This is a genomic window from Chryseobacterium sp. SG20098, assembly GCF_031844745.1.
Classification (GTDB): domain Bacteria; phylum Bacteroidota; class Bacteroidia; order Flavobacteriales; family Weeksellaceae; genus Chryseobacterium; species Chryseobacterium cucumeris.
Genome location: NZ_CP134622.1, coordinates 2,393,636 through 2,406,630, shown reverse-complemented (window position 1 = coordinate 2,406,630; position 12,995 = coordinate 2,393,636). Strand labels below are relative to the sequence as shown.

Genomic DNA, 12,995 nt, shown 5'->3' with positions numbered 1-12,995 from the left:
GGAATGTGACAGATTGACATTTTTTCCAATTTATAGCCCAATAGGGATATCCTATGGATTTTTCAAAGAAATACCTTATTTTTAATTCTTAAAATATTTTAAAAATGAAGTTGAAATGTACAGTTTTTATTCTGCTCATCATGACTTGTTTCGTGTATGCGCAGAAAAAGCCTTTAGACCATTCTGTTTATGACAGTTGGCAAAATATCGGCTCGAGAAAAATCTCAAATGATGGTAAATGGGTTGCCCATTCTGTGGATGCTCAGGAAGGAAATTCTATCCTTTCTTTATTTTCTGTAAAAAATAAAACAACAAAGAAGTTTGAAAGAGCTACAAAAGTAGATTTTACCAATGATTCCAGGTTTGCTGTGTTTCAAATCAGACCTCAGTATAAAGATATAAAAGCGGTAAAAGATAAAAAATTAAAGAAAAATAAATTAACGAAAGACAGTCTGGCTATTGTTGATTTCGTCAATGATAAAACAGAGAAAATTCCTAATGTAAAGGGATTTAAAATTCCCGAAAAAGCGGGTTCTTATGTTGCTTATCTTTTGGAAAATATAAAAGACAAATCTTCGGATGATGCTTCTGATAAAGAAGACGGAGACGAAAATAAAGACGAAGACAAAAATGTAAAACCTTTACAGCTTGTAGTGCGAAATCTATTGGATGGAAAAAGTACAACCTATGATAATGTTGTACGCTACGAGTTCAGTAAAAATGGAAAGCAGCTTGTTTTTGTGACAAAAAAGCCAGACGAAAAAAAGGATAAAAAAGAAGGAAAAGAATCAACAGATGAAAAATCTGCGGATAAAAAAGATACTGATAAATCAAAGCCGAAGAAATATGCATTGCAAACCGTACAGGTAGTAGATCTGCAAAAAGGAACTGTAAATAAAATTTCTGAAATGGAAGGTGACTTTTCCCAGTTATCTTTTGACGAAGATGGAAATCAGTTGGCCTATGTAGGTACTTCTTCTGCACAGAATGATTTGGTGAAATTGTATCAGTTGTATTACTTTAATTTTAAAGGAAACAAAAAAGAAATTGTCACCAATGAGAATGCTCAGATGAAAAAGAATTGGGTGATTTCTGAAAATCGATTACCCCTATTCAGTAAAAATGGAAAACAGCTGTATTTTGGTGTTGCTCCAAAACCTGTTGCAAAAGATACGGCATTGATTGCGAATGACCATGCTGTAGTAGATGTCTGGAACTATAGAGATGACTATTTGCAAACAGTACAGCTAAAAGAATTAAAAAATGATCTGAAGAAATCATATGCAGCAGTAATGCAAACAGAAAAACCGGATTTCTTCAGAAATATTGATGGTGAAGACTTAGATACTTTACGATTGGTGAATGAAGGAAATGCAGAATTTGCATTGGGAATTACCAGTATCAACAACCGGATTTCTTCACAATGGGAAGGGGCAACAAAGAAAACGTATTTTCTGATCGATAATAAAACGGGAGACAGAACCGAAAGTATTCAAAACCTGAATGGAACAGCAGCTGTATCTCCGCTTGGTAAATTTGTTGTGATCTTTGACAGAGAAAAAGGGAAATGGTTGAGCTATAATGTGAAGACAAAACAAACCCTGCCATTGAATACAGGCCTACCTGTTTCCTTCGTTGATGAAGAATTTGATATGCCGGATTTTCCAAATTCTTACGGGATTGCATCCTGGACAGATAATGATGAATCTGTAATTATCAGAGACCGTTATGATCTTTGGGAATTTTTCCTGGATGGTTCAAAAAAGCCAAGAAATATTACCAATGGATTTGGACGTAAGAATAAGATAACATTCGATACTTACGATTTGGATAAAGATATTAAAAGCTTAAACCGAAAATCGACTATTTATTTATCAGCGTTTGATAATACAACTAAGGCGAACGGTATTTTTAAAACATCCATTCAGAAGAATTCTGATCCTGTAAAAATTCAGATGGAAAATGTCTGGGGGTACAGAACCCTTCAAAAAGCAAAAAATGCTGAGGAATATATTTTGGTAAAAGAATCGTACACAGATTCTCCCAATATTTTTGCAACATCAGATTTCTCAGAACAACAAAAACTAAGCAATACCAATCCTCAGCAAAATCAATATAACTGGGGAACAGATGAATTGGTAAACTGGACAACACCAAAAGGAAATACTTCCACAGGAGTTTTATACAAGCCGGAAGATTTCAATCCAAATAAAAAATATCCGATGATTGTTTATTTCTATGAAAAACTTTCGGACAATCTGAACCGTTATGTTGCACCAGCTCCCACGCCTTCAAGATTAAATATTTCTTATTTTGTGAGCAACGGATATCTGGTTTTCACACCTGATATTTCATATACAGATGGTTTTCCTGGAGAATCTGCGATGGAATACATTAATTCAGGAGTTGAAAAGCTAAAGCAAAATTCCTGGGTAGATGGTACTAAAATCGGAATACAGGGACAAAGCTGGGGAGGTTATCAGGTAGCCTATCTTATTGCTCACACCAATATGTATGCGGCTGCATGGAGTGGGGCTCCTGTTGTTAACATGACTTCTGCCTATGGAGGAATCCGATGGACTTCAGGAATGAACAGACAGTTCCAGTATGAGAAGTCACAAAGCAGATTGGGCAAAAACTTATGGGAAGCACCGGATCTTTATATTAAAAATTCACCGCTTTTTACCATTGATAAAGTTCAGACTCCGGTAGTTATTATGAGTAATGATAAAGATGGAGCTGTGCCATGGTATCAGGGGATTGAAATGTTTACCGCACTACGCCGTCTCGGAAAACCGGTATGGCTTCTGAATTATAATGGTGATGATCATAACCTTATGAAACGGCAGAACAGAAAAGATATTCAAATCCGGGAACAGCAGTTTTTTGATTACTATCTTAAAGGTGCTAAAGCTCCGGTCTGGATGACAAAAGGAATCCCGGCAACCCAAAAAGGAAAAGATTGGGGATTTGAGCTTACAGATGATAAACCTAATTAATAAAATTCCGGCGGAGCCAAAGGCTCCGCCGGAATTTTTTATTCTCAAAACAATAAAGAGCACACTGACACAATGGCATTTTTTTTATGTTGGGTCTGTTGAGCACTTTTATTATATTTACCGCCAATTATAAATAACAGTATGGGAATCTTTGATTTTTTTAAGAAGAAAAATAACAGTCAGGAAAATGTAAGTACTCCGGTTCAGGAAATGGAAATGCCGGAAGAAAAAGTAGTAGAGGAAGTGGTGGAAGAAGTTGTGCAAACAATACCGGAAGTCTCTTCGCAGCCGGTAGAAGAACCGAAAGTAAATGAAGAATATGAAAAAATCAGGATTTATAATGATTATATCGTGTATTCTATTGCCCTTCAGCTAAGAGGAGAGTATACGCCTATTTCTGCTTTTGAAAAAGAAAACGGGGAGGTAGAAGGTTTTGCCTATATGGTTACTGAAGATGCTTATGCACTTTCTCCACAACAGGCGATTGCACAAATGGAAGAAAAGTTCGAAAGTGAACTTCAGGAAGGAAAGATTAAATCTTATGTTATCCTGTATCATTCTCAGTTTGATCATAACGGTAATCACACTCCGGCCATTCAGGAAGGGGAGTTCAAGGGAATTTCACTTGCGTATCACTTTGCGGGTGATGAAAAGAAGAAAACAGGGTTGCCTTATATTTTCGAAAACCAGAATATTACTTACAAAGGTTTTGCAGAGTTTTCTCATGAAGAAAATAATGCAATCATGAATCATCAATTGATTGAGGGACAAAATTATTTCCAGAATACAGAAGGAATTGCAGCTCCTGAAATGACGAATGAAGCAGGAATCATCATCAGAAAATCGAACGTTCATAACATGATGAATACATGGAGTGGAATTTTTGGTCATCAGAATTTCCAGACTAAAGATTACGGTCAGTATCTGAATGCTATTCTTACACAGTCTGAATCTTCTGATCCACCAGTGGATATTAAGAGCAAAACAGAATTTGATGGGGTAACATTTAAAACTACTTTAACGGAGGAATTAAGCATTATCATTCCGGAAGTAACAACGGATTATACATTGGATTTTGAAACAAGATCAATCAGGGAATGGGAAAATGCCTTGAATTTACAGGCGATTGTAGCAGGACCTGCCAGAGAAACCTTTGGTGTTTGGTTCTTTGCGACAGATTATGCTGAAAACAAAAATACCTACATGACACAGCCTCATCTGAAGGTAAATATCAGTGGAATTGTTTTCATCCTTGATATTCATACCAATACAGATTTACCTGACGGGACGAAAATGAGTGAAGATTTCACAACCTATGCACCAAGTCAGGATCTTCCTAATTATGCATGTTTTGATTTTATTGGTCAGGTGGTAGACTTTAAGGAAACTGAATTGCTTGAAGATAGAAGTGTTAAAGGATATATTTTGAAGTTGAAGCTGATCACCAATGAAGAGAATGAAGATTTCTTCACCATTGATGCTTTTGTGAACAAAGAGAACATAAGAATGGAAACGCTTACAAAAGGAATGAAGGTTACCGGAGCCCTTCAGCTTCAGGGTAAAATTGCTGGATAATTTTAAAAAAGATAAAATTCAAGAGGTTGTTCTACGGAATGACCTCTTTTTTTTATTTTCTGATCCTTCATTTAATTTAATCACAAAGAGTATATGATTCGAAGGTGATTATAGGGGGATCAAAAGATTGCGACTTTGTTGCTAAAGGAGTGAGGCGTTTGCTTAGTACGAATCAATGAAATTGATTCCACTCTTTGCTCCCCTAAAAGTATTACAACAGCATACAGATGAAACCTTTGCGTTAAACAATCTTGATTTTGAAAACAAAAAAGGCAATCCGAAGACTGCCTTTTCTATATTTTTATGAAAAATTATTTGTTTTTCATTTCTTCCTTGATCTTAGCTTCCAATTCTTCAGCAAGATCCGGATTGTCTCTTAAAACATCTTTTACAGCATCACGTCCCTGACCCAATTTAGTCTCTTCGTAGCTGAACCAAGAACCACTTTTCTTCACAATTCCCATATCTACAGCAGTATCAAGAATTTCTCCTACTTTAGAAACTCCTTCTCCATACATGATATCGAATTCTGCCTGCTTGAAAGGAGGTGCTACTTTGTTTTTCACAATTTTCACTTTCACACGGCTACCGATAGCTTCATCACCTTGTTTAATAGGTGCGCTTGCTTTTCTGATATCAATTCTTACAGAAGCGTAGAACTTAAGGGCGTTACCTCCGGTAGTCGTTTCAGGGTTTCCGAACATAACACCGATTTTTTCTCTCAACTGGTTGATGAAGATTACAGTACATTTTGTTCTTGAAATTGTAGCGGTAAGCTTTCTTAATGCCTGAGACATCAATCTTGCATGAAGACCCATTTTGGAATCCCCCATTTCACCTTCAATCTCTGCTTTTGGTGTAAGAGCAGCAACAGAGTCAATTACAACGATATCAATAGCTCCTGAACGGATTAAGTTATCTGCAATTTCCAAAGCCTGCTCACCGTTGTCCGGCTGAGAAATGATCAGGTTTTCAAGATCAATTCCTAATTTCGCAGCATACGTTCTGTCGAAAGCGTGTTCAGCATCAATGAATGCTGCAATACCACCTGCTTTTTGAGCCTCAGCAATAGCATGAAGGGTCAACGTTGTTTTACCTGAAGATTCCGGACCATATATCTCAATGATTCTTCCTTTTGGGTATCCGCCTATTCCTAAAGCAATATCTAAACCTAAAGAACCGGAAGGAATTACTTCGATAGTATTGTCTATAGATTCATCACCTAAAGTCATTACTGTTCCCTTTCCATATGTTTTATCTAGCTTGTCAAGCACTAAAGCGAGTGCTTTTTTCTTATCATCAATGTTACTCATCTCTATTAAAATAATTTCTCAAAAATACATAATTTATATATCAAAAGCTAATATTATTTATTCCTGAAAGCTGTTTTTAGAGTTAAAAAATGATAAATTTTTACGGCTGATCTCATTCATAACGAAGCACATGCGGAATGTAATATCTAAAGTGTTTTTAAATGTTTTTTACTTAAGTAAGATAAGTTGTTTTTATTTGAAATCGCAAAGGCGCCATTCTTTTAATATAGATTATGCTTTAAGGCGCAAGGATTTTATCCCCGATAAAATTGAGTAGTGTATATGTTTTTTACCTCACGCTGATTTTGCTGATTACGCAGATACTCATAAAAATCTGCACTATCTGTTTGATCTGCGAGAATATTCTAAAAAATGAACTTTCTCCTTCCTGAAAATCTAATATTGAGCGAGTCGAAATGTTCTTGTGCCTTAAAAGTTTCCATAATGCATGAAAACTCTTTGCGCCTTCAAACCAAATAACATTTTAATGAAAATTTGAACCTTTGGTAATTGCAAGATAATCTTCCAGTACTTTCATCTGGTCCTTGTTTCCTCTTTTTATTCTCGATTCTCGACTGACCAGTTGATCATAAATTGTATTGAAAAGTATTTTTGATTTTGGAAACAGATTTCTGTAAGGAACTTCCGGAATTTGTAATCTTTTACACACTTCGTCATCCAAAAGAAACCAGGTACAGCAGACGTGTAGATATTTTAAATTTTTTCTTTGAAATTCAAATTTTAAAATGGGATTTTCCAGTGATTCATCCAGTAGAGAATGAGCCAGAAGAACAGAATCTTTATCTGAAGGGGCCTGAACAGAAGTCCATAAATAAAAATATTCCGTTGCCTGTTTTTTATCGTCAGGAAGAAGCTGCTCCGGAATTCCCAAAAGATAACCTACGTATTTCCAGAGATGAAAAATTCCCTGTTCTTCTTCGATGGAAAAACGATTTCCCAATTTCTGAAGACTATGAAGAAATACCAGACTGAACCCGATATACGTTGCCATCATATCCCATGAATTGATAGGCTCACCCCAGTTTTCTGTATCCCAGTCTTTATAATGTTTTTTAATGGAAAGTCTTGCGTAGGAATGGATCAGACGGGTTTTTATCGCAAATTCATATCCTTTTGCATGAACTTCCAGCGCATTGTATCGGGTTGCATTTACCCAGAAATCCAATGTTTCCGAAAGACGCTTCACTGCACCTTTTTTCAGTGCTTCTGTGACAATAAGGGGTTTGTTGAGGTAGGCATAATCATAGCCGCCAATCAGACAATAGTCTCTCAGGGAGATCAGAGAATCCAAATTGCTTCTCATACAAAGTTCAGCACCGCTTTTAAGAAGTTTATAATCGAGCCAATCAGGAACTTTTTGAGTTTGGCTGAACAATTTTTTTACACTTTCAGGAACATCATCATTTTTCGAAACTCCATTTCTGATATAGTGTTCAATCTCTCTTGAAGCCTCATGAAATTTTTTAGTAAAATAAACATCTTTTACTACCTCATCTCCCGTTTCATCCGTATGATAAAAATAGGGCGCAAATTTTTCAAATTTTTCAAAGCTCACTTTAGCTCCGGAAAATTCAATAAGCTGCTTTCCGTTACCATGTTCCCAAAAGTCTCTGAAATGGGGAGCATCTTTAAAACGAGGTTGTATCATGTTTCATCCTTTACCTATAAAAGTACAAGTTTTATGCTGAAGTTCTCCGGTGAGATTTATCAGCTATTCAGGAAAAACTTTTATGAAAAATACCACAAACGGGTAATTTACTTGTGTCTATATAATTTGAAACTTTGTGTAAAACAAAATTAATAACCATGAAAACTTATTTATTACTACTATTTCTGCTTGGGTGTGTGGGAATGGTTTTTGGACAAGAAAATTTTAATGTAAGATATCGCATCTATGATAAATTAGGTGATTATACTCTAAAAAAGAATATAAAAACGAGTTTTGAAAGTTTATCTGAGGGAGAAAAGCGCAAAATAAAAGAAAAATATAAGATCGGAGATAAAATATCTGTTGAAGATAAAGTTATTATTGACGGAAAAGAAATAAAAGTAATAAGAGAGATTACTATTGATGATAAATTCTTTCAGGAGTATCAGATTGATAGAGTTGTTGATGCAAATATAGGAGGTGTAGAATGTGGAAATGTGAAAGTAGAGGAGAATAAATTGCTTGTTAATCTGTTGTTGAAAGATGGAAAGAGTAGCCCAGTTTATTTTTATGAATTACAAAACAGAAAGAGCCCTGTTTTATACTTTACTTCTATGACTTTGAATGCTTTAACAATACCTATCAAATATAGATTTAGAGGTAAGAATGGACTTGATGAAGAGTTCTCTACGGGAATTAATGGTAATCTATTCTGGGGTATATATTCATATGGAGGAACTACATTTTTCTATAAGGACGAAATTGAGACCAAAGAGAATACATGGCGGATTACTGGAGGATTGTTGGTAGGAGCATCTTCTGTTAAGCTTAATAAATCAAATACAAACCTCGCGGATCGTCCTATTACTGATGATACTGAAATTACTAAGGGACTAGGATCCGTTGCTTTGGGAATTACTTTTATGTATAATAGTATCAACATTGGAGTATTTTTAGGTGTTGATTATGCTATTGGAAAAGATGCTTCCATCTGGAACCATAATAAGAAACCTTGGCTAGGGGCAGGCTTGGGATATAAAATATTTTAAAGTGTTATAGAAGTTAATGTCTGACAAAAAAACCTTCCCATCGGGAAGGTTTTTTATTACTTATTGCTTATCGCTCATTATTGCTTATAAAGAAGCCGCGTGTACAAGCATATCAACTAACTTGTTAGAGTAACCCATTTCGTTGTCATACCAGGAAACAAGTTTCACGAAGTTAGGAGAAAGCATGATACCTGCATCTTTGTCGAAGATAGAAGTTCTCTTATCTCCTACAAAGTCCTGAGATACTACTGCCTCTTCAGTATATCCTAGGATACCTTTCAATTCACCTTCAGAAGCAGCTTTGATTACTGAACAGATTTCTTCATAAGAAGCAGCCTTTTCAATTCTCACTGTTAAATCTACTACAGAAACGTCAACAGTTGGTACTCTGAAAGACATACCTGTTAATTTTCCGTTTAGTGAAGGGATTACTTTTCCTACTGCTTTAGCAGCACCTGTAGAAGAAGGGATGATATTGTTCAGAGCAGCTCTACCACCTCTCCAGTCTTTCATTGAAGGACCGTCAACAGTTTTCTGAGTAGCTGTTGTAGCGTGTACAGTAGTCATCAAACCTTCTACGATTCCGAAGTTATCGTGGATTACTTTAGCTAAAGGAGCTAAACAGTTTGTTGTACAGGAAGCATTTGATAAGATTTTGATATCATCAGTAAGTTCCTTGTGGTTTACACCCATTACGAACATTGGAGTATCATCTTTAGACGGAGCAGAAAGGATTACTTTCTTAGCACCTGCAGTAATGTGTTTTGCAGCGCTTTCTTTATCTAAGAATAAACCAGTAGATTCTACTACGTAATCTGCACCGATTTCATTCCACTTTAGGTTGCTTGGATCTTTTTCAGCAGTTACTCTGATTTTTTTCCCGTTTACAACAAGATCATTTCCTTCTACAGAAACTTCACCTGGGAAAATACCGTGTACAGAGTCATATTTTAACATGTAAGCCATGTATTCTGCATTGATTAGGTCATTGATTCCTACAACTTCAATGTTGTCTCTTTCAGTCATTGCTCTGAAAACAAGACGTCCAATTCTACCAAAACCGTTGATACCTACTTTAATTGTTGACATAATAGTTTGTTTTTATTAGATTATAAAAATAATTAGATTGCTAAAATTTCTGAAATCAGTAAAAGATCTTTATTGATTTCGTTATGTTTTTTAATGGCTTCTTCTATTGGCGTATACGTCAGATCGTTGGAACGCATTCCTGCCATTACATTGGTTTGTCCTTCCATTAATCCGGTTACAGCACCATACCCCAGTCTGCTGGCCAAAACTCTGTCTGCACAGCTTGGAGAACCTCCTCTCTGCATATGTCCCAAAATCGCTACACGAATGTCATAATCAGGGAAGGTTTGTTTGGTTTTTTCTGCAAGCTCATAAACGTTGGCTAGTTTTTCACCTTCTGCAACCACCACAATACTTGATGCCTTTCCGGTTTTTTCAGCATCCCTGAATTTTGTGAAAAGCTCATCAATACTGTCTTTTTTCTCAGGAATTAAAATATCCAGAGCTCCTGTTGCCAATCCACTGTTTAAAGCAATAAAACCAGCATCACGACCCATTACTTCCACAAAGAAAACCCTGTTGTGGGAAGTTGCTGTGTCACGGATTTTGTCAATGGCATCCATTGCAGTATTCAAAGCAGTGTCGTAACCTATGGTATTGTCTGTACCGAAAATATCGTTATCAATAGTTCCCGGGATACCGATTACTCTGATTCCGAATTCTTCATTAAAGATTTTGGCACCGGTGAAAGTTCCGTCTCCTCCAATACATACCAATCCGTCAATTCCTAGTTTTACACAATTATCGTAAGCTTTCTGACGGCCTTCTTTTGTTCTGAACTCAGTGGATCTGGCAGACTTTAGAATGGTTCCACCCTGGTTGATTATATTTTTTACGGAACGAGCTCCCATTTTCAGGAAATCATTGTTGATAAGACCATTGTAGCCTTCTCTTACTCCGTAGCATTCGATATTATAATAATTGGCGGTTCTTACTACCGCTCTTAATGCCGCATTCATACCCGGAGAGTCACCTCCTGAAGTAAGAACTGCAATTTTTTTTACAGCACTCTCTTTCATCAAGTAAAAAATTTCGAACACAAATTTACAAAAACAAGTTCAGATTATCGTAGTAAGTTTCCAATAGTTTTGAATATAAATTATTAAAAGCTTCTGAAGTTTGTAGGTTTAAAAAAATATCGTGCAGTTTTCGTCTCCTCAGCATGGATATCAAGGTCGTACCAGGGTGTAAAATAGGGATTAAACGGATTTGAAAGTACATGAACCGATTGCGCCGGGGTGAATCCTTCACTTAATAAGAATAATCTTTTTCCTTCCTTATTCCGGCAGACACCGGAAATAAAAACAATGTGTCCGGGACTTCCCGGTGTGATTAAAATATCTCCTGTTTTCAGATCTGAATTTTTTGTGACCGGTTTGGTTTCCTTATTTAATGAAATTGTTCCTGCATAATTGAAAATCAGGTCCAGATAATTTCTGAAACTTTGGTAAGAATCATCAAAAGGCATGGTTTTTCTAAAGCTGACTGAATTTCCGCTTACAAAAGCTCTCGTTCCGTTTTTATAATCATTCCAGCTGAAAAGATCACCGCTTGTAAAATGAAATTTAATTTCGTTAAATTTTTTTGCCTTATAAAGATATTCAGCTCTCATTCGGATGGCGGCATCAGCACATTGCTGCAAATCTTTATTTCCGGTATCAATATCAAAAACTGCTTCATGAAGATGTTGGGTAGAAATAGGTGTTCCGTCATATTTTACAATCTGGCTGCCGTAAGGTTTGAGTTTGAAATTCTCAATGAAATGCCCGAAAGAGCCAGGTTTTTCTTCCATCCACTCATAACCTTCCGGAGGTGAAAATCTTTCCCTGATGGTATTTTTACCTTTATTGATTTTTAAAGCATTTTCAGCAATTAAATGCTCATTTTTATCTGGTTCAGGTAATAAACGGTCTGATATTTTTTCTTTTGTACAGCCTATGTAAATGAGAATAACAATGATTCCTGTGATAACTTTTTTCATGCGTTTTAGTGAGCACAAATATCATTTTTTTTCACCTATCTGCCAATATCTTATTTGAAAATTTATTGGTTCAACGACTCCTCTTTTTCAGGAATCAATAATTTTCCCCAATCATTCAGCTGCCAGAGGATTTTCACCAGTTTTTCCCCAAGTTCTGTCAAAGTATATTCTACTCTTGGAGGAAGTTCATTGAAAGACTGTTTCGTTAAAATACCATCTTCCACCATTTCACTCAGCTGCTGATTGAGAACCCTGCGGTCCACTTTAGCAATACCTCGTAAAAATTCACTGGGACGTTTTTTTCCTTCATTGATCTGCCAGACAATAGGAATTTTCCATTTTCCACTGATGGTATTAACAGCAACTTCCAACGGACATATTTTATTTTCTTCAGCTCTTTCCTTTGTTTCCATAAAATTGACTTTTTTATCCCAATGGGGGAAAAATGTGCGGTATTGTTTTTCTCCACCCACTTTCAGACTTTTGTAAAGGTAATCATTAAATAGTATGACAGAAAAACGAAAAGGAGCCCGCTCCATCAAAGATATTCCAACGGATATTCTGGAACAGCTGAACAGAGGAGAAATTGAAACCGCCAATCTTACGGAATGGCTGGCAGTAGATCAAAGGCTGCTGTTGGAAAATCTGCTTTTACAGAATGATCGTAAGGAATATTTGACACCCGTTTTAGAAAATGTAAACCAGCTGAAAAAGCAAACTGTCAATACCATTAATGAAACAATAGGAATTGGCTTACTTAATCTGGCTGTGAAAAATAAGGATAACGAATTTCTTTTGAAATTGTCAGTTCATCCCGCAGATCTGGTACGTTGCTGGGCAGCTTATACGATTGGAAGAAATAACGATTTACAACTTAAGGAAAAATTAAACAAAATTCAGCCATTTGCTTCTGACTCTCATTTTGGAGTGAGGGAAATCTGCTGGATGACGGTGCGTCCGGATATTTCCAAAAACCTGGACGAAAGTTTATCTATATTAACAAAGTGGACCGCGCATGATAATGAGAATGTAAGACGTTTTGCCAGCGAATCCACAAGGCCAAGAGGTGTGTGGTGTGAACATATTGATGCTTTAAAACAGAATCCAGGGCTTGGACTGGAAATACTGGAATCTTTACGATCTGATTCCTCCAGATATGTACAGGATAGTGTTGGCAACTGGCTGAATGATGCCAGCAAATCTCAACCCGAATTTGTAGTGGAAATCTGCGATGAATGGCTTCGGGAAAGTCCGACAAAAGAAACACAGTATATCGTAAAGAAAGCTCTGCGAACCCTTAAAAAGTAAGAGTTATCCACA

Annotated in this window: 10 protein-coding genes; 4 read left to right on the top strand and 6 right to left on the bottom strand. The window is 36.3% G+C overall.

Features of this window, described 5'->3' with window-relative positions; genetic code table 11:
- Nucleotides 1-104 precede the first annotated feature (104 nt).
- Both RHP76_RS10980 and RHP76_RS10975 read left to right on the top strand, forming a co-directional pair.
- Nucleotides 105-2,999, top strand: coding sequence for a S9 family peptidase (locus RHP76_RS10980; protein ID WP_311230173.1), 2,895 nt, complete (start codon nt 105-107; stop codon nt 2,997-2,999).
- A gap of 141 nt (nt 3,000-3,140) precedes the next feature.
- Complete coding sequence (locus RHP76_RS10975) at nt 3,141-4,574, top strand: hypothetical protein (protein ID WP_311230172.1); 1,434 nt, start codon at nt 3,141-3,143, stop codon at nt 4,572-4,574.
- A 311-nt stretch (nt 4,575-4,885) separates the two neighbouring features.
- On the opposite strand, the gene recA is transcribed toward RHP76_RS10975, so the two are convergent.
- Both recA and RHP76_RS10965 read right to left on the bottom strand, forming a co-directional pair.
- Nucleotides 4,886-5,887 carry a recombinase RecA gene (recA, locus tag RHP76_RS10970; protein WP_062676286.1) on the bottom strand — a complete coding sequence of 334 codons (1,002 nt, stop codon included), beginning with the start codon at nt 5,885-5,887 and terminating at the stop codon, nt 4,886-4,888.
- A gap of 484 nt (nt 5,888-6,371) precedes the next feature.
- Nucleotides 6,372-7,556, bottom strand: a complete 1,185-nt coding sequence (locus RHP76_RS10965; RefSeq protein ID WP_311230171.1) for an oxygenase MpaB family protein — start codon at nt 7,554-7,556, stop codon at nt 6,372-6,374.
- A gap of 158 nt (nt 7,557-7,714) precedes the next feature.
- Between RHP76_RS10965 and RHP76_RS10960 the strand changes: the two genes are divergently transcribed.
- Nucleotides 7,715-8,605, top strand: a complete 891-nt coding sequence (locus RHP76_RS10960) for a hypothetical protein (RefSeq protein WP_123279154.1) — start codon at nt 7,715-7,717, stop codon at nt 8,603-8,605.
- A gap of 84 nt (nt 8,606-8,689) precedes the next feature.
- Here the strand turns inward: RHP76_RS10960 and gap are convergent, their stop codons facing one another.
- The 4 genes from gap to RHP76_RS10940 all read right to left on the bottom strand — a co-directional run bounded on the left by gap (nt 8,690) and on the right by RHP76_RS10940 (nt 12,088).
- Nucleotides 8,690-9,694: a type I glyceraldehyde-3-phosphate dehydrogenase gene (gene gap, locus RHP76_RS10955; RefSeq protein ID WP_047096698.1), complete on the bottom strand. Its 1,005-nt coding sequence runs from the start codon at nt 9,692-9,694 to the stop codon at nt 8,690-8,692.
- 32 nt (nt 9,695-9,726) lie between these two features.
- Nucleotides 9,727-10,713 carry a 6-phosphofructokinase gene (gene pfkA, locus RHP76_RS10950; protein WP_062676282.1) on the bottom strand — a complete coding sequence of 329 codons (987 nt, stop codon included), beginning with the start codon at nt 10,711-10,713 and terminating at the stop codon, nt 9,727-9,729.
- Between the two features lie 83 nt (nt 10,714-10,796).
- A complete protein-coding gene (locus RHP76_RS10945) occupies nt 10,797-11,675 on the bottom strand; it encodes a DUF4846 domain-containing protein (protein ID WP_288441178.1) in 879 nt (292 codons plus the stop codon).
- Nucleotides 11,676-11,737: 62 nt separating this feature from the next.
- Nucleotides 11,738-12,088, bottom strand: a complete 351-nt coding sequence (locus RHP76_RS10940; protein ID WP_311230170.1) for a winged helix-turn-helix transcriptional regulator — start codon at nt 12,086-12,088, stop codon at nt 11,738-11,740.
- A 94-nt stretch (nt 12,089-12,182) separates the two neighbouring features.
- Here RHP76_RS10940 and RHP76_RS10935 point away from each other — a divergent pair, with 94 nt between their 5' ends.
- The gene (locus RHP76_RS10935) at nt 12,183-12,983 is read left to right on the top strand and encodes a DNA alkylation repair protein (protein ID WP_311230169.1); all 801 of its coding nucleotides are present in this window, start codon (nt 12,183-12,185) and stop codon (nt 12,981-12,983) included.
- The last annotated feature ends 12 nt before the right edge of the window (nt 12,984-12,995 follow it).